Origin of the sequence: Pseudarthrobacter phenanthrenivorans, assembly GCF_036455295.1 — a bacterium.
Taxonomy (GTDB): domain Bacteria; phylum Actinomycetota; class Actinomycetes; order Actinomycetales; family Micrococcaceae; genus Arthrobacter; species Arthrobacter phenanthrenivorans_C.
Genome location: NZ_JAYXNX010000007.1, coordinates 212,707 through 236,247 on the forward strand (window position 1 = coordinate 212,707; position 23,541 = coordinate 236,247).

The 23,541-nt window shown below is 67.5% G+C and carries 22 protein-coding genes; 8 read left to right on the forward strand and 14 right to left on the reverse strand.

Annotated features, from left to right (window positions below; all coding sequences use genetic code 11):
- Nucleotides 1-11: 11 nt before the first annotated feature.
- Nucleotides 12-1,535 carry an ATP-dependent DNA ligase gene (locus VXJ37_RS11595; protein ID WP_331323179.1) on the reverse strand — a complete coding sequence of 508 codons (1,524 nt, stop codon included), beginning with the start codon at nucleotides 1,533-1,535 and terminating at the stop codon, nucleotides 12-14.
- Nucleotides 1,536-1,592: 57 nt separating this feature from the next.
- Between VXJ37_RS11595 and VXJ37_RS11600 the strand changes: the two genes are divergently transcribed.
- Nucleotides 1,593-2,195 (forward strand): dihydrofolate reductase family protein, encoded by a 603-nt coding sequence (locus tag VXJ37_RS11600; protein WP_331323180.1) that lies wholly within the window; start codon nucleotides 1,593-1,595, stop codon nucleotides 2,193-2,195.
- 121 nt (nucleotides 2,196-2,316) lie between these two features.
- On the opposite strand, the gene groL is transcribed toward VXJ37_RS11600, so the two are convergent.
- The 3 genes from groL to VXJ37_RS11615 form a co-directional block, all read right to left on the reverse strand.
- Complete coding sequence (gene groL, locus VXJ37_RS11605) at nucleotides 2,317-3,927, reverse strand: chaperonin GroEL (RefSeq protein WP_331323181.1); 1,611 nt, start codon at nucleotides 3,925-3,927, stop codon at nucleotides 2,317-2,319.
- A gap of 78 nt (nucleotides 3,928-4,005) precedes the next feature.
- Nucleotides 4,006-4,299, reverse strand: a complete 294-nt coding sequence (groES, locus tag VXJ37_RS11610; protein WP_003805290.1) for a co-chaperone GroES — start codon at nucleotides 4,297-4,299, stop codon at nucleotides 4,006-4,008.
- Nucleotides 4,300-4,553: 254 nt separating this feature from the next.
- Entirely contained in the window at nucleotides 4,554-4,934 is a 381-nt protein-coding gene (locus VXJ37_RS11615) for a hypothetical protein (protein WP_331323182.1), read from the reverse strand.
- Between the two features lie 52 nt (nucleotides 4,935-4,986).
- On the opposite strand from VXJ37_RS11615, the gene VXJ37_RS11620 reads away from it, so the two are divergent.
- Nucleotides 4,987-6,228, forward strand: coding sequence for a class I SAM-dependent methyltransferase (locus tag VXJ37_RS11620; protein WP_331323183.1), 1,242 nt, complete (start codon nucleotides 4,987-4,989; stop codon nucleotides 6,226-6,228).
- A gap of 6 nt (nucleotides 6,229-6,234) precedes the next feature.
- Here the strand turns inward: VXJ37_RS11620 and VXJ37_RS11625 are convergent, their stop codons facing one another.
- On the reverse strand, nucleotides 6,235-7,053 hold the full coding sequence (locus tag VXJ37_RS11625) for a shikimate 5-dehydrogenase (protein WP_331323184.1): 819 nt from the start codon (nucleotides 7,051-7,053) through the stop codon (nucleotides 6,235-6,237).
- Between the two features lie 43 nt (nucleotides 7,054-7,096).
- The gene (locus tag VXJ37_RS11630) at nucleotides 7,097-8,545 is read right to left on the reverse strand and encodes a glycoside hydrolase family 3 N-terminal domain-containing protein (protein ID WP_331323214.1); all 1,449 of its coding nucleotides are present in this window, start codon (nucleotides 8,543-8,545) and stop codon (nucleotides 7,097-7,099) included.
- 373 nt (nucleotides 8,546-8,918) lie between these two features.
- Here VXJ37_RS11630 and VXJ37_RS11635 point away from each other — a divergent pair, with 373 nt between their 5' ends.
- The gene (locus tag VXJ37_RS11635) at nucleotides 8,919-10,070 is read left to right on the forward strand and encodes a glutamate--cysteine ligase (RefSeq protein ID WP_331323185.1); all 1,152 of its coding nucleotides are present in this window, start codon (nucleotides 8,919-8,921) and stop codon (nucleotides 10,068-10,070) included.
- A gap of 95 nt (nucleotides 10,071-10,165) precedes the next feature.
- On the opposite strand, the gene tsaD is transcribed toward VXJ37_RS11635, so the two are convergent.
- From tsaD to VXJ37_RS11665, 6 genes are read right to left on the reverse strand one after another with little or no spacing between them, the layout of a single operon-like run.
- Nucleotides 10,166-11,257, reverse strand: coding sequence for a tRNA (adenosine(37)-N6)-threonylcarbamoyltransferase complex transferase subunit TsaD (gene tsaD / locus VXJ37_RS11640; RefSeq protein ID WP_331323186.1), 1,092 nt, complete (start codon nucleotides 11,255-11,257; stop codon nucleotides 10,166-10,168).
- On the reverse strand, nucleotides 11,254-11,724 hold the full coding sequence (gene rimI, locus VXJ37_RS11645; RefSeq protein ID WP_440589799.1) for a ribosomal protein S18-alanine N-acetyltransferase: 471 nt from the start codon (nucleotides 11,722-11,724) through the stop codon (nucleotides 11,254-11,256). Before rimI ends, tsaD begins: the two co-directional genes overlap by 4 nt.
- Nucleotides 11,725-11,768: 44 nt before the next feature.
- Complete coding sequence (gene tsaB, locus VXJ37_RS11650) at nucleotides 11,769-12,440, reverse strand: tRNA (adenosine(37)-N6)-threonylcarbamoyltransferase complex dimerization subunit type 1 TsaB (protein ID WP_331323188.1); 672 nt, start codon at nucleotides 12,438-12,440, stop codon at nucleotides 11,769-11,771.
- Nucleotides 12,434-13,039 (reverse strand): tRNA (adenosine(37)-N6)-threonylcarbamoyltransferase complex ATPase subunit type 1 TsaE, encoded by a 606-nt coding sequence (gene tsaE, locus VXJ37_RS11655; RefSeq protein ID WP_331323189.1) that lies wholly within the window; start codon nucleotides 13,037-13,039, stop codon nucleotides 12,434-12,436. Before tsaE ends, tsaB begins: the two co-directional genes overlap by 7 nt.
- Nucleotides 13,036-14,274, reverse strand: coding sequence for an alanine racemase (gene alr, locus VXJ37_RS11660; protein WP_331323190.1), 1,239 nt, complete (start codon nucleotides 14,272-14,274; stop codon nucleotides 13,036-13,038). The genes tsaE and alr overlap by 4 nt, the downstream gene beginning before the upstream one ends.
- A gap of 52 nt (nucleotides 14,275-14,326) precedes the next feature.
- Complete coding sequence (locus VXJ37_RS11665; protein ID WP_331323191.1) at nucleotides 14,327-15,418, reverse strand: carbohydrate kinase family protein; 1,092 nt, start codon at nucleotides 15,416-15,418, stop codon at nucleotides 14,327-14,329.
- An 80-nt stretch (nucleotides 15,419-15,498) separates the two neighbouring features.
- Between VXJ37_RS11665 and VXJ37_RS11670 the strand changes: the two genes are divergently transcribed.
- The 5 genes from VXJ37_RS11670 to VXJ37_RS11690 all read left to right on the forward strand — a co-directional run bounded on the left by VXJ37_RS11670 (nucleotide 15,499) and on the right by VXJ37_RS11690 (nucleotide 21,077).
- Complete coding sequence (locus VXJ37_RS11670; RefSeq protein WP_331323192.1) at nucleotides 15,499-16,926, forward strand: family 4 glycosyl hydrolase; 1,428 nt, start codon at nucleotides 15,499-15,501, stop codon at nucleotides 16,924-16,926.
- Between the two features lie 76 nt (nucleotides 16,927-17,002).
- Nucleotides 17,003-18,268, forward strand: coding sequence for a D-inositol-3-phosphate glycosyltransferase (gene mshA, locus VXJ37_RS11675; RefSeq protein ID WP_331323193.1), 1,266 nt, complete (start codon nucleotides 17,003-17,005; stop codon nucleotides 18,266-18,268).
- 90 nt (nucleotides 18,269-18,358) lie between these two features.
- Nucleotides 18,359-20,035, forward strand: coding sequence for a formate--tetrahydrofolate ligase (locus tag VXJ37_RS11680; protein WP_331323194.1), 1,677 nt, complete (start codon nucleotides 18,359-18,361; stop codon nucleotides 20,033-20,035).
- A gap of 438 nt (nucleotides 20,036-20,473) precedes the next feature.
- Nucleotides 20,474-20,806, forward strand: a complete 333-nt coding sequence (locus tag VXJ37_RS11685; protein ID WP_331323215.1) for a hypothetical protein — start codon at nucleotides 20,474-20,476, stop codon at nucleotides 20,804-20,806.
- The gene (locus VXJ37_RS11690; protein WP_331323195.1) at nucleotides 20,760-21,077 is read left to right on the forward strand and encodes a DUF559 domain-containing protein; all 318 of its coding nucleotides are present in this window, start codon (nucleotides 20,760-20,762) and stop codon (nucleotides 21,075-21,077) included. Before VXJ37_RS11685 ends, VXJ37_RS11690 begins: the two co-directional genes overlap by 47 nt.
- An 80-nt stretch (nucleotides 21,078-21,157) precedes the next feature.
- Here VXJ37_RS11690 and VXJ37_RS11695 read toward each other — a convergent pair whose 3' ends face one another.
- Together VXJ37_RS11695 and mgrA are read right to left on the reverse strand one after the other, a co-directional pair.
- Nucleotides 21,158-22,243 (reverse strand): inositol-3-phosphate synthase, encoded by a 1,086-nt coding sequence (locus tag VXJ37_RS11695; protein WP_331323196.1) that lies wholly within the window; start codon nucleotides 22,241-22,243, stop codon nucleotides 21,158-21,160.
- 162 nt (nucleotides 22,244-22,405) lie between these two features.
- A complete protein-coding gene (mgrA, locus tag VXJ37_RS11700; protein ID WP_331323197.1) occupies nucleotides 22,406-23,446 on the reverse strand; it encodes an L-glyceraldehyde 3-phosphate reductase in 1,041 nt (346 codons plus the stop codon).
- Nucleotides 23,447-23,541 lie beyond the last annotated feature (95 nt).

Genomic DNA, 23,541 nt, shown 5'->3' on the forward strand with positions numbered 1-23,541 from the left:
TTCCGCGTGCGCTACTGGCGCAGCAGGGCACGCAAGGTCTGGATGGTGTCCGCGTCCGCTGGTGCCTTGTCGTCACGGTAGCGCTTGACCCGCGCAAACCTCAGGGCGATCCCGCCGGGGTACCGAGGGGACTGCTGCACGCCGTCGATGGCAATTTCGACGACGGTAACGGGCTCAACCCAGACCGTGCCGGCAGTGCGCCGCACCTCGATCTCCTGGAACCGTTCGGTTTGCCACCGCAGCAGTTCATCGGTGAGCCCCTTGAAGGTCTTGCCCACCATCACATAGCTGCCGGGCTCGCCGAATTCCCCTGTGGGGTCAAGGGCGCCAAGGTGCAGGTTCGAGAGCATCCCGGTGCGCCGGCCGGACCCCCATTCGCAGGCGAGCACCACCAGGTCGTAGGTATGCACCGGCTTCACCTTCACCCAGTTGGACCCGCGCCGGCCGGCCGCATAGGTGGACCCGATTGCCTTCACCACGACGCCCTCGTGGCCGGCGGCCAGGGCCTCCTGCGACACACGTTCAGCCGCGGCAGGATCAGCCGTGACCTCCCCGGGTATCCGGTGCGCCGGGGCAATGCGCTCCAGCACGCCGATCCGGGCCGACAGCGGCTCGTCCAGCAGGTCCTGCCCATCGATATGCAGGACGTCGAAGAACCAGGGATGGAGCACTGTTTCCCGGACAGCGTCCGCCCCGAACCGGGACATGGTTTCCTGGAAAGGCCGGGGCGCACCTTCCTCGTCAAGGGCCAGGGTTTCGCCGTCGAGAATGACATCCTGCACGGGCAGTCCGCGCACCACCTCCACCACCTCGGGAAGCCTGTGTGTCACGTCGGCGAGGTTGCGGGTGAAGATACTGACGTCGTCGCCTGCGCGGTGGACCTGGATGCGGGCGCCGTCGAGCTTGTATTCCACCGAGGCTTCCCCCGTCGACTCCACCGCCGCGCCGGGACTGGCCGCGGTAGCGGCAAGCATCGGCAGCACGGGGCGCCCGACCACCAAACCCACAGCATCCAGCTCGTCCCCGGTACCGGTCAGCGCGAGCATGGCAGTTTCGCCAAGGTCCCCGGACAGCATGGCTGCCCGGCGTACGGCGGCAACCGGCCTCCCGGAAGCGCGGGCGACGGCGTCCGTCAGCACTCCTTCCAGGGCGCCGGTGCGAAGCTCGCCGAGCAGGACGCCCGCGATGAAGGACTGTTCGGGCGCTGTGGCCGCGGCCATCAGTTTCCGCAGGGTGGCTGCCCGCTCCGCCCCCGATCCCGTGCCCGCCGTCGCCAGCAGGCGGTCCAGGGCAGCATCGAGGTCCGCCACCGTCAGGCTTGGCTCCGTGGCAGGTTCCTCCTTGGCCGAAGCCACCGCGCTCCACCCGACGCCCACGCGCCCCTGGCGCGGCTTGGCACTGAGCAAGCCGACCGCCGTCGGGATTTCCGCGGGATCAAGACGGCGCAGGAGGTTCGCCAGGGCTTCCACCTTTGCCAGCCGGGACCGGGTGGACGCGACGGTTTGGGTGGTTTCCACGAGCTCGAGGAGCAGCATGGCACCATCCTGCCACGGGCGCTGGACAGTAGCCGGGGGCAGGTCCACAATGTCGGCGTGGGGATCATCGTGGCGAACCTGTTCATGACCCTGGACGGCGTGTACCAGGCGCCGGGCGGCCGTGAGGAAGACACCGAGGGCGCGTTCGACTTCGGCGGCTGGCAGGCACCGGTGTCCGACGACGAGGGCGGCGCCTCGATCGCGGACGCGATCAACCGGATGGATGCCCTGCTCCTGGGCCGGAAGACCTTTGACATCTTTGCGTCCTACTGGCCGCACCAGTCGGGTGGCATTGCCGACGCCCTGAACCGGGTCCCCAAGTTCGTCGTCTCCGGCACGCTGGCCAACCCGGGCTGGGAAGGCAGCACTGTCCTGCCGGATGCGCAAGCGGCCGGCGGACTACGCGACGACTATGGACAGGTGCATATGTTCGGCAGCGGCGTGCTGATCCGTTCCCTGCTGGCCGCGGGCGGCCTGGACCGCCTGCACCTCTGGCTGTACCCGGTCACGCTTGGGCAGGGCAAGCGCCTGTTCGACGCCGGGACCGTTCCTACCACGTTCCGGCTCGCCGAGCCGGCACGCAGCTTCCCAAAGGGTGCAGTATCGCTGGTGTACGAGCCCGCAGGAGGAGTGGAGACCCAGGAGATGGCGGCCACCTAGTCCCCACCGTCCCCCTAACCTTGCTTCGCCCGGCCAGGGAACCCGGACGGCGTGGGCCCACCAGGCATACAAAAAACCGGCCCAGCAATGCTGGACCGGTTCCCTGTTTGCGGGTGGACCGTTAGTGGCTGTGGCCCGCGTGCTCGTCCTCTTCGGCCGGCTTCTCCACTACCAGGGTCTCGGTGGTGAGAACCAGGGCGGCGATGGAGGCCGCGTTGCGGAGGGCCGCACGGGTGACCTTGACGGGGTCGATGACGCCCGCGCCGATCAGGTCCTCGTACTCGCCGGACTTGGCGTTGAAACCGTTGTTGGTTTCGAGGTCGGCCACCTTGGAGGTGACCACGTAGCCGTCGAACCCGGCGTTCTGGGCGATCCAGCGCAGCGGCTGGACCAGGGCGCGGCGGACGATGCCCACGGCAGCAGCGGCGTCGCCTTCGAGGGCCTTGACGGAGGCGTCCTCATCCAGTGCCTTGAGGGCGTGGATCAGGGCGGAGCCGCCGCCGGCCACGATGCCTTCTTCGAGGGCAGCGCGGGTGGAGGACACGGCGTCCTCGATGCGGTGCTTCTTTTCCTTCAGCTCAACCTCGGTGGCAGCGCCGACCTTGATGACGCCGATGCCGCCGGCCAGCTTGGCCAGGCGTTCCTGGAGCTTTTCGCGGTCCCAGTCGGAGTCGGTGCGGGTCAGCTCGGCACGGAGCTGGGCAACGCGTGCAGCCACGTCCTCGGCCGAACCGGCGCCGTCCACGATGGTGGTGTTGTCCTTGGTGACAGTGATGCGGCGGGCGGTACCCAGCACCTCCAGGCCCACGGAGTCCAGGCTGAGGCCCAGTTCCGGGGAGACAACCTGTGCACCGGTGAGGGTGGCGATGTCCTGCAGCATGGCCTTGCGGCGGTCGCCGAAGCCGGGAGCCTTGACGGCGACAACGTTAAGGGTGCCGCGGATACGGTTGACGATCAGCGTGGACAGGGCCTCGCCGTCAACGTCCTCGGCGATGATGAACAGCGGCTTGGAAGCCTGCAGCGCCTTTTCAAGCAGGGGGAGGAATTCCTGGATGGAGGAGATCTTGCCCTGGTTGATCAGGATGAGCGCGTCCTCGAGGACTGCTTCCTGGCGCTCCGCGTCAGTTACGAAGTACGGGGAGAGGTAGCCCTTGTCGAACTGCATGCCCTCGGTGAGGACCAGTTCGGTCTGGGTGGTGGAGGACTCTTCGATGGTGATGACACCATCCTTGCCAACCTTGCCGAAAGCTTCGGCGAGGAGCTCGCCGATTTCGTCGCTCTGGGCGGAGATGGCGGCGACGTTAGCCACCTGGGTGCCTTCAACCGGGCGGGCGTTTTCGAGCAGGCGGGCAGCCACGGCCTCGACCGCAACCTCGATGCCGCGCTTGATCTGGCCCGGGGCGGCGCCCGCTGCCACGTTGCGCAGGCCTTCCTTGACCAGTGCCTGGGCCAGGACCGTGGCGGTGGTGGTGCCGTCGCCGGCAACATCGTTGGTCTTGGTGGCTACTTCCTTGGCCAGCTGTGCGCCAAGGTTCTCGTAGGGGTCGTCCAGTTCCACTTCGCGGGCAATGGTGACGCCGTCGTTCGTGATGGTGGGGGCGCCCCACTTCTTGTCCAGGACGACGTTGCGGCCGCGGGGGCCGAGCGTCACCTTGACGGTGTTCGCGAGCTTATCGATGCCGGCCTCAAGGGCCCGGCGGGCAGCGTCATCAAACGCAAGCTGCTTTGCCATGGTTTTGTCCTTTCAAAGACAGAACCCCGCACTGCCGGCCAGCGTGAGCATGGCCGGCGGCACGGGGATCCGGAAGAGTTACTTAACGACGATTGCCAGGACGTCGCGGGCGGACAGCACGAGGTACTCGGTGCCGCCGGTCTTGACTTCGGTTCCGCCGTACTTGGAGTAGATGACGACGTCGCCAACTGCTACGTCAACGGGAACGCGGTTGCCATCTTCGAAGCGGCCGGGGCCTACTGCGACAACTTCGCCTTCCTGCGGCTTCTCCTGTGCGGAGTCCGGGATGACCAGGCCTGAAGCCGTGGTCTGCTCGGCTTCGAGCGGGCGGACAACAATACGATCCTCAAGAGGCTTAATAGAGACCGACACTCGGACCTCTCCTTTTCGTCAGCAAATTCGTGGACTGGAAAGCTTTCCGCCGTAGCTGGCAAACCGTCGTCGCGGTGCCGGCAGCAGCCTGGCTGGCAGCTCTTCATGTGTTAGCACCCTCCTAGGGAGAGTGCTAATGAAGACTCTATGTAAGGGTTAGCACTCGGTCAAGGTGAGTGCCAACGTTTCGTCGTGGGCGTACACCGCTCGGGCATGGACGACGCCGGCTGGCCGGGCGGGAAGACCCGGTCCGGCTAGCGGCCCAGGTCCTCGAAGTCCACGTCCTCGCCGCCGTCGTTGTCACTGCCGCCCTGCTGCCGTCCCCGGTACAGGACATAGCCGGACACTGCTGCGGCGAGCAGCGAAATGACGAGGAAGACGATGCTCCCGGCACGCGCGCCGTCGTACAGCCCGCGGATGTCCCGCGACTCCTGGGTGTTGTCATGGATGTCATTGCCGCCCACGGAGTAGACCGTGGCATTGAACGAATCAAGCAGGAAGATGATCACCAGCAGGGCAATGCACACCACGGCAATTACGGCGGCCGCGATCAGTACAGGACGGGCAAACCTTGCCGCACCGCGCTTCCCTGGTTCCTGGCCGCCGTTCTCTGTGGGTGCTGCGCTCTCATCCATGTTTCAACAGTATCCGCATCCCTGCATGTCCTCCTCCATTAGGCTGGAACCCATGGCTCACGCTCCCCAGGACCAGACTGCACAGGACCAGATCGCACCGCTGTTGACCCCCGAAGGCTGGGATTTGCTCGCATCCCTGGGCCCCTACCGGGACGAGGACTCCTTCGAACTCAATTCCGCCCTCCGCAAGGCCGGCCATCCTGCCGAACTGGTCTCCGCAGTCCTCACACAGTCAAGGCTGCGCACAAGAGCCGAAGCCAAATTCGGGGAATTCGCCCGCCAAATGCTCTTTACACAGGCCGGGCTGGAGCAGGCCACGCGCCTGAACGTCGCCGCCCACCACGCGCAGCGCTTCGCTGCCGCGGGGATCGGCCAGGTGGCGGATCTGGGTTGCGGCCTCGGAGCCGACTCGCTGGCCCTTGCTTCCCTGGACCTCAATGTGACCGCCGTCGAAATGGATGAAACCACCGCGGCCTGCGCCACGGTGAACCTCATCCCGTTCCCCAATGCCACGGTGGTCCACTCGGATGCGGCGTCGGTGCCGCTGGAGGGGATCGACGGGGTCTGGCTGGATCCTGCGCGGCGGGTCACCTCCACATCAGGCACCAAAAGGATCTGGGACCCTGAGGCTTTCTCCCCGCCGCTGTCCTTCGTGGAGTCGCTGGCGGCCCAGGGCAAGGCTGTGGGCGTCAAGATGGGCCCGGGCATGCCGCATGAGTCCGTCCCCGCGGACTGCGAGGCGCAATGGGTGTCCGTGGGTGGAGATGTCACCGAAGTGACCCTCTGGTTCAATGCGGTGCGCCGGCCGGGCATCCGCCGGGCGGCCCTGCTCCTGGGTGCGCAGGGGCCGGCGGAGCTGACCAGCACGGAGGATTTCGGTGCCGGTCCATCGGCGCCGCTGGGACCCGTGGAAGGCTACCTGTACGAACCGGACGGCGCCGTCATCCGCGCCGGATTGGTAGCGGACGTTGCCCTGCAGCTCGGCGGCCACCTGGTGGACGAGCACATCGCCTACATCTGCGCTCCGGAACTCCTGGACACTCCCTTTGCCAGGCCCTACAAGGTCCTGCGGGTTATGCCTTACAACGTCAAAGCGCTCAAAGCCTGGGTGAAGCAGGAAGGCATCACCGTGCTGGACATCAAGAAACGCGGCACCGCGGTGACGCCGGAGGAGCTGCGGAAGCAGCTGCTCCCCGGCGGAAAGAATGCCAAAAAGGGTTCCGGCAAAACGGCCACCCTGGTCCTGACCCGCATCGGCGAGGACCGGGTGGCCATCGTGGTGGAACCCGTTTAGCTGCAGCTACTGGGCGCGCATGAACTCCTCGGCCGCCCGCACCTGCTCCGCCGCGGGACGCACGCCGGTGTAGAGGACGAACTGCTCCAGCGCCTGGATGGTGGCCACTTCAGCTCCCGTGATGACAGGTTTGCCGGCAGCGCGGGCCGCCTTGATCAGCGGGGTCTCGGCCGGCAGCGCCACCACGTCGAAGACGACCTGCGCCGCATCAATGGCTTCGGCAGGGAAGGACAGGGTTTCAGCTTCCGCGCCTCCCGCCATGCCGATCGGGGTGACGTTGATGATCAGGTCAGCCGTCCCGCCGTCGAGCACTGGACGCCACTGGAAGCCGTACTGGTCCGCGAGGGCGCGCCCGGCGGCCTCGTTCCTGGCGATGACGGTGACGTCGGTGAAGCCGCCGTCCCGTAGGGCCGCCACAGTGGCCTTGGCCATGCCGCCGGCGCCCTGGACCAGCACGGAATAGGCCGTCGGAACCTTGTTGGAAGCCAGGAGCTGCTCAATGGCGGTGTAGTCGGTGTTGTACGCCTTGAGGTGCCCGTCGGTGTTCACGATGGTGTTCACCGAATCGATGGCCTTGGCAGAGGGATCCATCTCGTCAACCAGGGCGATGACGTCCTCCTTGTACGGCATGGAGATGGCGCAGCCGCGGATGCCCAGCCCGCGCACGCCGGCGATGGCCTGTTCAAGGTTGGTGGGCGCAAACGCTTTGTAGATCCAGTTCAGGTCCAGCTGTTCGTACAGGTGGTTGTGGAACCGGGTTCCGTTGTTGCTGGGCCGGGCGGAGAGCGAGATGCAGAGGGTCATGTCTTTATTCAGAATGGGCACCAGACCATTAAACGCGCTCTGCCCGCCGTGCGCGTTCCGGGTGTCAGGGGCAGCCGGTTCCGGCCGGGAAGGGCCCGACGGCGGCGGGCAGCTTCCCCGGGGCCGGCGCCTTGCCGGCAAGCACGGCGGCCAGCGCGTCGAAGGCCTCGTCCGTACGGCCGTACAGCGCCAGCTTCACCGGCGCCGTGGAGCCCTGGAGCGGCCAGGGGGCATCCAAGGCCACCGCGATGTCGCCGCCGGCTGGTTTTCCGCCGAATCCGATCAGGCTCACCAGGGGTCCTGATCCCACCGTGAGCCCGGCCCGGGCCGCGGCGGCTTCGAAGCGCTCCCGGTCCCCCGGTCCCCCGCCGGCCACCCGCACCGAACCGGGCACCAGCGCGCCGCTGCAGGGACCGGAAACAACCGTGACGGCCGACGCCGAGACCTGGGCCGACAGGGCCGCAGCACTTCCGGCCGGAGCGCCCGCACCCGCGGCACCGGGAGCGGGCGCGGTGCGTGCACGCCAGATCATCATGGTGGCCACCCGCTGCGCGGCCTCGTCCAGGCGCGCCACCGGCAGGGTGCCGGCGGCCAGGGCCTGGAGGATGGCGGCGTGTGCCTGTGACACATCGGCTGGCATCAGCAGCAGGTCCGCGCCCGCGGCGAGGGCCTTCACCGCGGCCGCGCCCGCAGGGTACTGGTTGTCCACCGCCCCCATGTTGAGGGCGTCAGTCACGGCAACCCCCTTGAAGCCCAGTTGCCTCAGCGCAGCGTAGCTTGCGGCAGAAAGCGACGACGGCACGCCGGGCTCCAGCGCGGGCACGGCGATGTGCCCCGTCATAACGATCGGGAGGCCGGCTGCGATAGCGGCCTGGAAGGGCTTCCAGTCGCGGCCCCGGAGCTCGTCGAGGCTGGCTGGCTGGACGGGAAGGCTGAGGTGGGAATCCGTGGTGACAGAGCCGTGTCCCGGAAAGTGCTTGACGGTGGGGAGCACGCCGGCGTCCAGCATGCCTTGGGAAAAGGCCACTCCGTGGGCGGCCGCGGTGGCAGGATCCCCAGACATGGAACGCGCCCCGATGGTGGGGTCGCTGGGGCCAATCGTGACATCGGTGTCGGGGGCGAAGTCGAGGTCGAAACCCAGCGGCACCAGTTCCCCGGCCAGGCCTTTACCCGCCTGGCGCGTCAGGACCGGATTACCGGCGGCGCCGTAGCTCATGGGCATCGGCCACTCCGTGAGGGGCGCCCCCACGCGTGCCACCGCACCTCCTTCCTGGTCCACGGCGATGATGCCTGGCCAGGGCCGCCCATCAGCGGCAACAGCCTGCAGCAGCCGCTGGTTCACGGCGCCCATGGCGCCAAGGTCCACCCCACCCTGCGGGTCGCGCGGCACGTTGTCGCCCATGATGATGGACCCCGCCAGGTGCAGGCGCTGGATGAGCGCGGCATGGGCCTCCACCTGGTTGCCCTTGAAGAACGGAAGCAGGACCTGCCCTGCTTTCTGCTCCGGCGACATCTTCGCCACGGCCGCCGCGGCGGCATCCTGGTCCCGCTGCTCCGGGCCCCATCCCAAAGGCCGGGAACCCGGGTCCGGTGCGGGAGAAGCGGAAGGGGGCGCCGTCGTCGTACTTGCCGATGCTGAAAGAGCCGCCTCCGTCGGGGCAGCAGAAGACGCCGGCGGGGCCGGGCTTGGGGAGGCGGAACAGGAGGCCAGCGCCAGGGCGGACAAGGCCAGGAGAAGGGGGAGGGACGTGGCGGGCTTGTGACGCATGGGGAACGGTGCCATCACTACGATGCTACCCCTGCACTAGACTTGAACCACCCGTTCGCCTGCCGGCTGCGGCCTGTGAGCGGCATCAGCCAGCGGCAACCGGACAGTAAGGAAGCGTGTGAAGATCGACTTCGCCCCATCGAGGCAGTCAACCCTCGGTGTTGAGTGGGAGCTTGCACTGGTGGACGGGAAGACGGGCGAACTCGCTTCCGTTGCCAACCAGGTGCTCCGCGGCGTGGCTGCGCGCCACCCGGAACTCAACGAAGACGACGAACATCCGCACATCAAGCAGGAACTGCTCCTGAACACCGTGGAACTGGTCACCGGCATTTGCGAGACCGCCGCAGAAGCCAAGGAGGACCTGAACCGGTCCGTGGCCGCTGTCCGCGAAATCACCGATCCCATGGGCGTGGAGCTTTTCTGCGCCGGCAGCCATCCGTTCAGCCCGCCGCAGCTGCAGCCCGTGACGGACAAGGCGCGGTACGCGAAGCTTATTGACCGGACCCAGTGGTGGGGCCGGCAGATGGTCATCTATGGGGTGCACGTGCATGTGGGCCTGGACCGCCGGGACAAGGCGCTCCCCGTGCTGGACGGCCTGGTCAACTACTTCCCGCACTTCCAGGCGCTCTCCGCGTCCAGCCCGTTCTGGGGCGGTGAGGACACGGGCTACGCCTCCCAGCGGGCCCTGATGTTCCAGCAGCTTCCCACCGCCGGCCTGCCCTTCCAGTTCAAGTCCTGGGAGGAGTACGAGTCCTACGTCCAGGACATGTTCACCACGGGGGTCATCGATACCATCTCGGAGATCCGATGGGACATCCGGCCCGTTCCCGCCCTCGGCACCATCGAAATGCGCATCTGCGACGGCCTGGCCACCCTGGAGGAAGTGGGCGCCATCGCGGCCCTCACCCAGTGCCTGGTGGACGAGTTCTCCACCATTCTGGACAACGGCGGCACCATCCCCACCATGCCGCCGTGGCATGTGCAGGAGAACAAGTGGCGCGCAGCCCGCTATGGCATGGACGCCATTATCATCCTGGACGCCGCGGGGCGCGAGCAGCTGGTGACCGACCACCTCCTGGAGACGCTGAACCGGCTGGAGCCTGTCGCGGCCAAGCTGCGCTGCGCTGATGAGCTTGCCGACGTCGAAAAGATCATCAGCCGCGGCGCCGGCTACCAGCGGCAGCGCCGGGTGGCAGCGGAGAACGGCGGCAACCTGCAGGCCGTGGTGCTGGACCTCGTCAAGCAGATGCGCAACGGCCCCACCGCCTGACTGGTCCGCCGCCTCAGTTGCTCCATCAGATATGGCTCCTAAACCGCTGGTTTAGGAGCCATATCTGATGGAGCAACGTACGGTTTGGACGGGTGTCAGGCCGGGAGGGACACCGAGGTGACCGGCATTGACGAATCCGGGGCGAACCCGATGCCGCTCGGCTCCACGCCTGCCATCACCAGCTGCGCGCCGAGGGCGGCCACCATGGCGCCGTTGTCCGTGCAAAGGTCCAGGGGCGGGACGTGCAGCCGGATGCCGGCGGACGCGCAGCGCTGGCCGGTCAGTTCGCGCAGCCGTGAGTTGGCCGCCACTCCCCCGCCCAGCAGGACGTCCTTGATGCCCTGCTCGCGGCAGGCCAGGACCGCCTTGGATGAAATCACGTCCACCACGGCTTCCTGGAACGCCGCCGCGATGTCGGCCACCGGGAGCTCTTCGCCGCGGGCCTCGAACTGCTCCACGCACCGGGCCACGGCGGTCTTGAGGCCGCTGAAGGACCAGTCGTACCGGTGCGGTCCGGGTTCGTCGGCCGTGCCCATGTATTTGGGCTGGGTCAGGCCGCGGGGGAAGCGGATCGCCTTGGGGTTGCCGTTGCGGGCCATTTTGTCGATGGCGGGGCCACCCGGGTAACCCAGGCCCAGGATCCGGGCCACCTTGTCGTAGGCTTCGCCGGCGGCGTCGTCGATAGTGGAGCCCAGGAGTTCAACGTCGCCGGTGATGCTCCTGATCCGCAGGATCTCGGTGTGGCCCCCGGACACCAGCAGGGCGCCCAGGTTTTCCGGCAGTTCCTGCTTCCGGCCGCTGGCGCGGTCGTCCAGCAGTCCCACGCCCACGTGCGCCACCAGATGGTTGATCGCGTACAGCGGTTTTCCGGTGGCAACGGCGAGCGCCTTGGCAGCGCAGACGCCCACCATGAGCGCGCCGGCCAGCCCGGGCCCGGAGGTGACGGCGATGGCGTCCACGTCGTCCAGGCTGACCCCGGCGTCAGCAAGTGCCTGGTCGAGGGTGGGGACGAAGGCGTCCAGGTGGGCGCGGGACGCGATCTCGGGAATCACGCCGCCGAAGCGGACGTGCTCGTCCATCGAGGAGGAGACGGTGTTGGTCAGGAGGGACGTCCCGCGGACGATGCCCACGCCGGTTTCGTCGCAGGATGATTCGATGCCCAGTACCAGGGGCTGGGTGCGGTTCATGCCTGGCCTGCTTCCGTTGCTTCGTGTCCTTCAGGGTGTGGTGCGGCCAGCTGGAGCCGCATGATGAGGGCATCCACGCCGTCGCGGTAGTAGCGGGGCCGGACATGGATCTGTTCAAAGCCGAACCGCACATAGAGGTCCTGCGCACGCGGGTTGTCAGCACGGACCTCCAGCAGGACGTCGGCGGCGCCGCGGTGCCGGGCCTCCTCGATGAGTTGCGTGAGCAGGGCGCTCCCGATGCCGCGGCCCTCATAGTCGGGGACGACGGCGATCGTCTGGACGTCAGCGATCGGCTCGATGCACATCAGGCCGGCGTAGCCCACGATGCCTTCGTCCGTTTCCGCCACCAGGTAGCGGCGCGTCTCCGGCTGGGACAGCTCGTCCAGGAACATCTGCACGGGCCACGCATCGATGGGGAAGAGCTTGTGTTCCAACACCCCGACGGCGGGGATGTCGTCCAGGGTCATGTCCCGGATGGTAATTCCCGCCAGGCGGAGGTGCGGGACGGTGTTCACAGTGCCCGCTTCCGTGGTCCGGGTACCTGGGCGTCGGACTCGCGCAGGTACAGGGGGGTGGAGTCCAGCAGTTCGGCGCCTGACGCCAACCGGGCCAGCGCAAACTGGCCCAGGTACAGGGCGTCGGGCTGCTCCCCGGCAAAATCAGGATGGGCCTTGAGCACGTCACCGTACAGTCCGGCACCTGCCCCGAATGCCGGCAGGTCCGGCAGGTCGGAGGCGAATCCCACGTGCGGACCGTCTTCCAGCAGGGGAAGCTGGTCATCCGAGAGACTGTAGCGGGCCCAGTAGACCTCCTTGCGGCGGGCATCGGTCACCACCAGGAACTCGGGAACGGCGGCCGTGGACTCGGCGACTTCCAGCGCGACGGCATCCAGGCTCATCACCCCGTGCAGGGGTTTGCCCCAGACAAACGAGAAGGTGCGGGCGGTGGCAATGCCCGAGCGCAGCCCCGTGAAGGGGCCGGGTCCCACGCCCACCACCACGGCGTCGACGTCCTGGCCCCTGACGCCGGCCCCGGACAGCATGGCGCTGATTCCCGGGGCGAGTACCTCGGCGTGGCTCCGGGTGTCCTCCGTGGCAAAGCTGGCCAGCACGCTTTCCGGTGCGTCATCGGATACCAGGGCTGCGCTGGCGACGGCCGACGTGTCGATGGCAAGGATCAGCATCGCGCGCCTCCTTCGAAGCCCCCGAGTTCGGGGGCGGTTGACCACCGGGGACCGTATCCGCGCATCACGATAGTGCGGGGTTCGTCAGTGTCTTCGCCGTCGAAGTCCAGGTTCACGGCCGGTCCGGAACTCCCGGCAGCAGCCAGGCCGCCGGCCCCCAGCCCGACGGCCCGGTGCAGATCAATCTCCAACCGGCTCTCACTCAGGTACTCCACCCGCTCATGCCCCCACTCCACCACGGTGACGGAGGAGTCCATGGTGTTCTCAAGGTCGATGTCGTCGATTTCAGCCGCGGAGCCCAGCCGGTAGGCGTCAACGTGGACCAGGTCGGGGCCGCCGGGGCGCGGCCCGTCCGGCAGGTTGGGGTGGATCCGGACCAGGACAAAGGTAGGGGAAATGATGCCCGGCCGGACGCCCAGGCCCTCGCCCAGGCCCTGGGTGAACGTGGTCTTCCCGGCACCCAACTCGCCGGACAGCACCAGCAGGTCCCCGGCCTGCAGTACCTCCGCCAAACGCGCGCCGAAAGCGTGCGTCTGGTCCGCCGTCGTCGCCGTGAAGGTCTTTTCCCAGTTGGCAGCTGCCCCTTCAGGCGCGCTCACGCGGTGCCCGCCTTGCCGGGGACGCCCACCAGGCCGGTGTCGCTGCGCGCCGGTTCGTTCTCGTTGATGAAGCGGCGCGGTACGCGGGGGCTGATCCTGGTGACGATTTCGTAGTTGATGGTCCCGGCGGCGCGTGCCCAGTCGTCAGCGGTGGGGCCGCCGTCGGACCCGTCACCGAAGAGTTCCGCTTCCGCCCCGTGCAGGGCCGATCCGGAGGCCTCCGGGCCGAGGTCGATGACCAGCTGGTCCATGGCGATCCGTCCCACCACCGGATAGGTCTTACCGGCAACTCGGACCGGACCGCCCGTGGCGACGCGGGGAACGCCGTCGGCATAGCCCATGGGGATCAGCGCCAGGGTGCTGGCCTCCCGGGTGCGGTAGTTCAGGCCGTAGGAGACACCCTGTCCCGCGGGCACCTCCTTGCACTGCGAGACCAGCGTGCGCAGGGTCATGGCAGGGCGGAGTCCCAGCTCGGCGGACGTCTGCCCCTCAAAGGGCGAGAGCCCGTACATTCCCAGGCCTACCCGTACCAGGTCGAAGTGCGTGTCCGGCCGGGACAGGGTGGCGGGGGTGTTGGCAAGGTGCCGGACTTCCAGGTCAACGCCTGCATCCTCCGCGATGGCCAGTGCCTCGCGGAATGCCGCCACCTGCTGGTCCGTCTCGGGCCGCTCTGGTTCATCAGCCACGGCCAGGTGGGAGAAGATGCCCACCACGCGCAGCAGCCCCTGGTCCTGGTACTCCACGGCTTCCCCCACCAGGCGGTCCCAGGTTTCCGGAGTAGCTCCGTTGCGGCCCAGTCCGGTGTCCACCTTGAGGTGGATGCGGGCGGGGCGTTCCTGCTCCCGGGCCGCGGCAACAATGCGTTCCAGCTCCCACCCCGAGCAGCCGATGTCGACGCCGGCGGCCACCGCGGCGCCGAAGTTGCTGTCCGTGGTGTGCAGCCAGGCGAGAAGGGGCGCGTCGATGCCGGCGGCCCGCAGCCCGAGGGCCTCGGAGATGTGGGCGACGCCCAGCCAGGAGGCACCGGCCTGCAGGGCGGCGCGGGCTACGGGAACGGCGCCGTGCCCGTAGGCATCGGCCTTGACGACGGCCATGACTTTCGCGGGGGAAGCGGCGGCGGCCAACCGGCGGACGTTGTGCCGGATGGCGTCCAGGTCGATCACGGCGGACCGCTCGTGGCGGGGGTCCGGCCCGGAGGCAGCACTGAATTCACCGGTTGTTGCGGGGTAGGTCACCTAATTGATTCTAGTGCGGGCACTTCGCGCCGAATAATCAGCGCCGTGCCGCTCAGGCGTCCGACAGGTGCGCGATGGTTGCCGCGGCCCTGCGCTGGGCGGCCAGCGGCACGTCTTCGATGATGTCCGCGAGGAACCCGAAGCGCCTCAGCCACTGGCTGGTCTGGCGTTCCGGGCGCGCGTTGGCGCGTTTCCACCAGTCGGCAATGTCACCCCAGCCCGGGGCGGCCAGGGATCCTCCCACCTCCTGCACCGCCAGGGACGCGCACAGGTTGGCGAACCGGAGCCTGTCCCCCAGCGGCCAGCCTGCGAGGGTGCCCACGATGAATGCGGCGTCGAAGCAGTCCCCCGCTCCCGTGGGGTCATGGGCCTTGACCGGCAGGGACGGCACCCATTCCTCCTCGCCCGTTTCCGAGTCCACCGCCATGGCGCCCTGCGCTCCGAGGGTCACCACGGCCACGGGCACCCGGTCGGCGAGCGCGTAGAGGGCGCTCCACGGATTGTCCTTCCCGGTGAACGCCATGGCCTCGCGCTGGTTGGGCAGGAACGCGTAAAAGTACTGCAGGTTGTCCAGCCGCACCGGTGCCCACTCTCCGCTGGGGTCCCAGCCAACGTCCCCGAAGAGTTTGACGCCGGCCGTGTGCGCGGCGCGTGCCCAGGTTTCCATCTCCAGGCCCACCTCGGCGATGCCGGCGAGCGCTTTGGGCGGCTTTCCAATGAGCTCGGAGTTGGTCACGGGAGCGGAGTGCCCGTGGGTGACCAGCGAGCGGTCCTGGTCCACGCACAGGGACACAGTCACCGGTGAGTGCCATCCCGGGACGCGGCGGGAGAGGCTGAGGTCCACGTGTTCCTGGCTGGAGAGGATTTTCCAGTTGAAGTCCCCGTACCCGTCGTCCCCGAACGCTGCCGCCAGCCCGGTGCGCAGCCCCAGCCTCGCGGCGGCGATGGCCTGGTTCGCCACCCCGCCGGGACAGCTGCCCATGCCGTCGCTCCAGATCTCGGTGCCCGGTTCGGGTCCGTGGGGAAGGCCGGTGAAGATGATGTCCTGGAACACGGTTCCGGCCAGCAGGAGGTCGAATCCCGGCTCGGCCGGTGAGCGGACGGCCGCCAGCGGATCGAAGGGGCGGGCTGGCATCGCGTCCATAGTGCGCAGGATACGCCGGGCCGCAGCCCTGCGGTAGGGGGTATGGACACGCTGTCGGAGGGCGGTCCTAGACTGCATCCATGCGGCTTCTGATTGCCGGCGGCGGGGGTTTCCGGGTGCCGCTGATATACCGGGCGTTGGTGTCCGGGAGCTTTTCCGGGCTTGTCACCGAACTGGTGCTGTACGACGTCGATCCCGCCCGCCTGGATGCCGTCACCGCGGTGCTGAAGAGTATGCCCGGGAGCCACGGTGCGCCGCTTCGGGTCCGCCCCACCACCGATCCCGCCAAAGCCTTGGCCGGGGCCGCCATGGTGTTCGCCGCCATCCGGCCGGGCGGGACAGGCGGGCGGGTGGCCGACGAGAAAGTGGCCCGGGACCTGGGGCTGCTGGGCCAGGAAACCACAGGGGCCGGCGGGATCTCCTACGCCCTCCGGACCATCCCCCATATGCTTCGGCTGGCCCGGCGGATGCGGGAGCAGTGCCCGGACGCATGGCTGGTCAACTTCACCAACCCCGTAGGCATGGTCACGGAGGCGCTGCTTCCCATCCTGGGGCACCGGGTCATCGGGATCTGCGACTCGGCCGGCGGCCTGGTTCACCGGGCGGCCCGGGCTGCAGCCATCCCCCTGCCGGAGGGAAACCTCGACGGCGTAGGCTACTACGGGCTGAACCACCTGGGCTGGCTTTACCGGCTGGAGTCCGGCGGCCGTGACGCGTTGCCTGGGCTTTTAGCGGACGCGGAAGCTCTGCAGTCTTTCGAGGAAGGCAGGCTCTTCCCGCAGCCCTTCCTGGCCAATCTGGGCCTGCTGCCCAACGAGTACTTGTATTACTACTACCGGTCGGGTGAAGCACGGCAGGCGATGCGGGCCATGGCGCAGACCCGCGGCGAGACCATTCACGGACAGCAGCTGGAGCTGTACCCGCGGCTTGCCGCTGCCGGACCGGACGCGTACAGGCTGTGGGAGGAGGCCCGGCGTTCCCGTGAAGAGGGGTATCTGGCGGAGGCCCGCCGTGACGGCGGCAGCCGCGACGACGAGGACCTGGCAGGGGGCGGTTATGAACGGGTGGCCCTGGCGGCAATGCACGCCCTCGCGGGCGGCGGGGACACGCAACTGATCCTCAACACCCGCAATTCCCTGCCCCCGCCGGACAAACTGACCGGGTCCGCACCCCCGCCGGCCACCACCGTCCCCGGGAGTGCCCAACCAGCCATTCCGGGCCTGCCGGCGGACGCCGTCGTCGAAGTTCCCTGCACAGTCACGGCCAACGGCGCCGTCCCGCTGCCCCAGCAGCCGCCGGACGGTCCACAGCTGGAACTGCTGCAGCGGGTCAAGGATGTGGAACAACTCACTGTTAATGCCGCCACCACAGGGAACCGCACTGCCGCCCTTGAGGCCTTTAGCCGGCACCCGCTGGTGGATTCCGCGGAACTGGCAGCAAAGCTCCTGGCCGGCTATGAGCAGGCGTTTCCGGATTTGGGGAAGATGTGGGAGGGCCGTGGGCGTTAGGGGAAGGAGTAGTGTTTTATCGAATGCGCACTGAACCGGCTCCCCTGAAACGCGCCGGCAGCCGGAAGGAGGTCCCGTGGCACTGATCCGCAGGGTCGCTTTGCTCTCCCTCCACACCTCCCCCATGGAACAGCCTGGCTCCGGGGACGCCGGCGGAATGAATGTCTACATCCGCGAACTCGCGTCCGCGCTGGCTGAAGCGGGCGTGGAAGTGGAGATCTTCACCCGCGCCACCTCAGCCGACCAGCCCGCCGTCGAACATCCCGATCCCGGCGTGTGCGTGCACAACGTCATGGCCGGCCCGGCCAGGAAGATCCCCAAGGAAGAACTCCCCGGGCTGCTGCACGCCATGGTTGCCGAGATCGAGCAGATCCGCCGCCGCCAGCCGCACGGCCGGTATGACGTAATCCATTCGCACTATTGGGTGTCAGGGATCGCCGGTCTTGAACTGTCCGAGCTCTGGGGCGTGCCGCTGGTGCACACCATGCACACCATGGCCAAGGTCAAGAACCTGCTGCTGGAGTCCGGCGAAAAACCGGAGCCCCGGCGGCGGGAACTGGGCGAGCACCGGATCGTGGAGGGCGCTGCCCGTCTGATCGCCAACACCAGCTCGGAGGCGGCAGAACTCGTTTCCCACTACGGCGCCACATACGACCGGATCGACATCGCCCCGCCCGGGGTGGACCTGGCCACCTTCACCCCCGCCTTCCGGGCCCGGTCCAGGGCCGGGCACGGCATCAGCCCGGACACCTTCCACCTGGTGTTCGCAGGCCGGATCCAGCGGCTGAAAGGTCCGCAGGTCCTGGTCAAGGCCGCCGCGCTGCTGCGGAAGCGCCGGCCGGACATCGACCTGCGCGTCACCATCCTGGGCGCCCTCAGCGGCAACAAGGAATTCAACCTGCGGTGCCTGGTTGCGGAGGCGGGAATGGACGACGTCGTCACCCAGCTTCCGCCGGTGAAGGCACCTGAGCTCGCATCCTGGTTCCGCGCGGCCGACGTCGTGGTGATGCCTTCCTTCAGCGAATCCTTTGGGCTGGTGGCCCTGGAGGCCCAGGCCTGCGGCACCCCTGTGGTCGCAACCCGGGTGGGCGGACTGTCGCGCGCCATCTTCCACGGCCGGACCGGGCTCCTGGTGGACGGCCACCACGCCGCAGACTGGGCCGACGCGCTTGAGGCCCTCCACGACGATCCCGCCACCCGCGAGGACCTGGGCCGCGCCGCGGCGATCCGTGCCCAGAACTCCGGCTGGCAGCGCACTGCCGCCATTACGCTCGAAAGTTACCATGCCGCCGTCGACAACTTTGTGGGCCGGCGGTTAGCCCCTGTTGTTCCCGCGTCCTGAAGTCCTTCGCCGCCGGGCTTGCTCCTGTTAGCTTAGGGGCAGGTCTCCGGCCGCCGGCCGGTGTCCGCGACTGCGCTGGAAAGGACAACGATGTCTGCCCTCCCTACCGATCTTGAGATCGCCCGCGCCGCCCGCATCCGGCCCATTGGGGACATCGCGGCGGCGGCCGGAGTCAATGCCGACGCCCTGGAACAGTACGGGCGGTACAAGGCGAAGATTGATCCGGCCCGGCTGGCGGCGCCGGAACCGCACGGCAAAGTGGTGCTGGTGTCCGCCATGTCCCCCACCCCCGCCGGCGAGGGGAAGTCCACCACCACCGTGGGGCTGGCGGATTCGCTGGCCCGCGCCGGGCACAAAGTCATGATCGCGTTGCGGGAGCCGTCGCTGGGGCCGGTCCTGGGCATGAAGGGTGGTGCCACGGGCGGCGGGCTGTCCCAGGTGTTGCCGATGGACGAGATCAACCTGCACTTCACCGGCGACTTCCACGCGATCACATCCGCCAACAACGCGCTGATGGCCCTGGTGGACAACCACATTTACCAGGGCAACGCCTTGAACATCGATCCGCGGCGCATGACCTTCAAGCGTGTGCTGGACATGAACGACCGGTCCCTGCGGGAGGTGGTGATTGGCCTCGGCGGGCCGACGCAGGGCGTGCCGCGCCAGGACGGGTTCGACATCACCGTGGCGTCCGAGGTGATGGCCGTCTTCTGCCTGGCCACTGACCTGGCGGACCTGCGGGCGCGGCTGGGCCGGATCACGTTCGGCTACACCTATGACCGGAAACCCGTGACCGTGGCGGACCTCGGGGTGGAGGGGGCGCTGACGCTGCTCCTCAAGGAGGCAGTCAAGCCCAACCTCGTGCAGACCATCGCGGGAACCCCTGCCCTGGTGCACGGCGGCCCGTTCGCCAACATAGCCCATGGCTGCAATTCGCTCATCGCCACCCAGACGGCCCGGCGCCTGGCCGACATTGTCGTGACGGAAGCCGGGTTCGGGGCTGACCTGGGCGCCGAAAAGTTCATGGACATCAAGGCCAGGTACGGCGGCCTGGCCCCGTCCGCCGTCGTGGTGGTGGCCACTGTCCGGGCGCTGAAGATGCAGGGCGGGGTTGCCAAGGACCAGCTGGCCCGTCCTGATCTGGCGGCGCTTGAGGCAGGCGTGGCCAACCTGCGCCGGCACGTGCACAACGTGGAGAAGTTCGGGGTCACACCGGTGGTGGCCATCAACAGGTTCTCGTCCGATACGCCCGAGGAACTGGATTGGCTGCTGGCGTGGTGTGCCGCCGAGGGAGTGCGCGCCGCCGTCGCCGATGTGTGGGGCCGCGGCGGGGGCGGCGACGGCGGCGACGAGCTCGCAGCGCTGGTTGCGCAGGCCGTCGAGGCGCCCAGCAGCTTTCGGCACCTGTACCCGCTGGAACTGTCCGTGGAGGACAAGATCCGGACCATTGCGCAGGAGATCTACGGGGCGGACGGGGTGGACTTCTCCGTGCCGGCCCTTCGGCGGCTTGCCGACATCGAGCGGAACGGCTGGAGCTCGCTGCCCGTCTGCATGGCCAAGACGCAGTACTCCTTCACGGACGACGCCTCCCGCCTGGGCGCACCCAAGGGCTTCACCATCCACGTCCGGGAGCTGCTGCCCAAGACCGGCGCCGGCTTCATCGTGGCCCTGACCGGTGCGGTGATGACCATGCCCGGCCTCCCCGCTGTTCCGGCCGCCCTGCGCATGGACGTGGACGACGAGGGCAACCCCGTCGGCCTCACCTGAACGACGCGTTGCTCTATCAGATCTGGTCCCTAAAACCCCGGGTTGGGAACCATATCTGATAGAGCAACGCGAGCTGTGGATAAGTTCTGCGGGGTAACCGGCTTCCGGTGAACAATGTTCCCCATGCGTCTGGTTTCGCCGCTGCCGGCCCACCTCGAAGCCGTTCCCTTCACGGTCGCTGAAGCGCGGGCGGCAAACCTCAGCCGGGGTCGATTACGCTCTTCCGATCTGGCTTCGGCCGGACGCCTCCTGTATCTGCCGGCAGCGCGGGACTTCGAGCTTTCCGCAATGGCACGGGCCCTCTCCGCGGCGACTCCCGGAGCGTGGATATCGCACGTAACGGCCGCTATGTTGTTGGGGCTCTGGCTCCCGCCTTGGCTCCAGGACTCCCGGGACCTCCATCTCAGTAAACCTCGGGCGTTGCCGCAGGTTCGACGGATGGGCGTCATGGGACATACCGTGCTGGCCTATCAGGACGAGACCATGGATTGGCAGGGCATTCGTATCTCGACAGCCTCACGGACGTGGCTGGACCTTTGTCGCCGGCTTCCCATGGAACATGTGGTGGCAATGGGCGACCAATTGGTCCGACAGCCGTACGACGGACTTGAGCTTCGGACCAAGCCCTGGGCAACGGTTCAGGAGCTGCGGGAGATGCTGAAGCGGCATCCAAAGATGCAGGGCATTGTGAAAGCTCGGGCCGCCGTCGAACTGATCCGTGTAGGTGCTGATTCAGCACCCCGAAACCTTTCTGCGTCTTGCTCTGGTTGACGCCGGATTGCCGGAACCTGAGCTACAGGTTCGGGTTGACGCCGGCAATCCGCACTCCCCTGCTGCGGACCTGGGCTACAGGCGGCGGAGGATCGGCATCCAGTATGACGGCGGCCATCACCTGACACGCGAACAGCAATCCCGCGACAACCGCCGGGATGCATGCTTCCACTCCGCCGGCTGGCAGTACTTCAAATTCAACGCTGATGATCTTGCAAAGGACTTCCGGCGGGCGTCCGGTCTGGTGCGTGCAGCGCTGCGGGAGCCTTAAACGCCAGTTGCTCCATCAGGTTTGGTCCCTAACCGGGAGGTTTAGGGACCAAAACTGATAGAGCAACCAGGGGTGAGGGGTTAGCGCTCCACGTCGCCGCGGATGAAGGCTTCGACCTTCTCGCGGGCGAGGTCGTCGTTGAACTGCTCCGGCGGGGACTTCATGAAGTAGCTCGATGCCGACAGCAGGGGGCCGCCGATGCCCCGGTCCAGGCCGATCTTCGCCGCACGGATGGCGTCGATGATCACACCGGCGGAGTTCGGTGAGTCCCAGACCTCCAGCTTGTACTCCAGCGACACGGGGGCGTCACCGAAGTTGCGGCCTTCCAGGCGCACGAAGGCCCACTTACGGTCATCAAGCCACTGTACGTAGTCCGACGGGCCAATGTGCACGTCCTTCGCCGCCAGCTCGGCCTCCACGTTGGAGGTCACGGCCTGGGTCTTGGAGATCTTCTTGGACTCCAGCCGGTCACGCTCCAGCATGTTCTTGAAGTCCATGTTGCCGCCGACGTTCAGCTGGTAGGTCCGGTCCAGGGTGACGCCGCGGTCCTCGAACAGCTTGGCCATCACACGGTGGGTGATGGTGGCGCCGATCTGGCTCTTGATGTCATCGCCCACAATGGGAACACCCGCGGCAGTGAACTTGTCAGCCCATTCCTTGGTTCCGGCAATGAAGACCGGCAAGGCGTTCACGAACGCAACACCGGCGTCGATCGCAGCCTGGGCGTAGAACTCGGCAGCCTGCTGGGAACCGACCGGCAGGTAGCAGACCATGACATCGACCTTGGCGTCCTTGAGGGCCTGGACCACGTCCACAGGCTCTTCGGTGGACTGCTCGATGGTTTCGAGGTAGTACTTGCCCAGGCCGTCCAGGGTGTGGCCGCGCTGGACCGTGACACCGGTGGGCGGAACGTCGGCGATCTTGATGGTGTTGTTCTCACTGGCCAGGATGGCGTCGGAGAGGTCTACGCCGACCTTCTTGCCGTCCACATCGAACGCGGCGACGAACTCAACGTCACCCACGTGGTACTGGCCAAACTCAACGTGCATCAGGCCGGGAATGGTCTCCCCGGGATCGGCGTCCTTGTAGTACTGGACGCCCTGGACCAGCGAGGCGGCGCAGTTGCCCACGCCAACGATTGCAACACGGATCGGATGTGAAGACACAGAACTCCTTTGGGGACAAACGTTTGCCGGCCGGACAAGCCTTCCCAGAGAGGACGACGGCGGCCGGCTGGCACGGCGCCGCGCGGCGCCTTTTCATAGTACCCAACACAGCAGGACCGGCCGTTGTTCCGCCGGTCCCGCCGTGTAACGTAACCAGACCCGTCAGGCGTTCTGCTTCCAGAGGTTGATGTCCGATTCGACTGCGAATTCATCGATGGCATTCAGTTCGTCAGCGGAGAAGCCGAGGTTGTTGATGGCGGACAGGCTGTCCTCCAACTGCCTGACGCTCGAGGCACCGATAAGGGCGGACGTGACGGGCGAGCCCTTGGGCTGGTCGCGCAGGATCCAGGCGATGGCCATCTGGGCCAGCGATTGCCCGCGGCCTTCGGCAATCTTCCGCAGCCCGCGGACCCGGTCCAGCTTCTCCTCCGTGATGGAGTCCTCCGAAAGGAAGCGGGCCTTGGCTGCCCTGGAGTCGGCGGGAATGCCATGGAGGTAGCGGTCCGTGAGCATCCCCTGCGCCAGCGGCGAGAAAGCGATGGAGCCGGCGCCCGCCTGGTCCAGCACCTCGTACAGGTTGGGCGAGCCGTCCTCCGTCCAGCGGTTGAGCATGGAGTAGCTGGGCTGGTGGATCAGCAGCGGCGTACCGAGTTCCTTGAGGATGCGGGCGGCTTCCAGGGTCTGCTCCGGCGTGTAGGAAGAGATGCCCGCGTACAGCGCCTTCCCGGACCGGACGGCGTAGTCGAGGGCGCCCATCGTTTCCTCCATGGGCGTTTCCGGATCGGGCCGGTGGCTGTAGAAGATGTCCACGTAGTCCAGGCCCATGCGCTGCAGCGATTGGTCGAGGCTGGAAATCAGGTACTTGCGGGAGCCCCACTCACCGTAGGGGCCCGGCCACATGTAGTAGCCGGCTTTGGTGGAGATGACCAGTTCGTCACGGTAGGGCCTGAAGTCGTCCCTTAGGTGCCGTCCGAAGTTCGTTTCCGCCGATCCGTCCGGGGGACCGTAGTTGTTGGCGAGGTCGAAGTGGTTCACCCCGAGGTCGAAGGCGCGGCGGAGGATGTCGCGCTGCTCCTCGAACCGCTTGTCGTCCCCGAAGTTGTGCCACAGGCCCAGGGAGATGGCCGGGAGCTTGAGGCCGCTTCGGCCGACGCGGCGATAGGGCATGGTTTCGTAGCGGTTCTCCGCTGCAGAATAAGTCATACATTCCATCCTGCCACCTGTGAGCTGGGCCACGCGGGAGATGTTAGCGCTCAGCAGAAAAAGTCGTGGGGGGGCCGAGCGGGCCCGCCCCACAC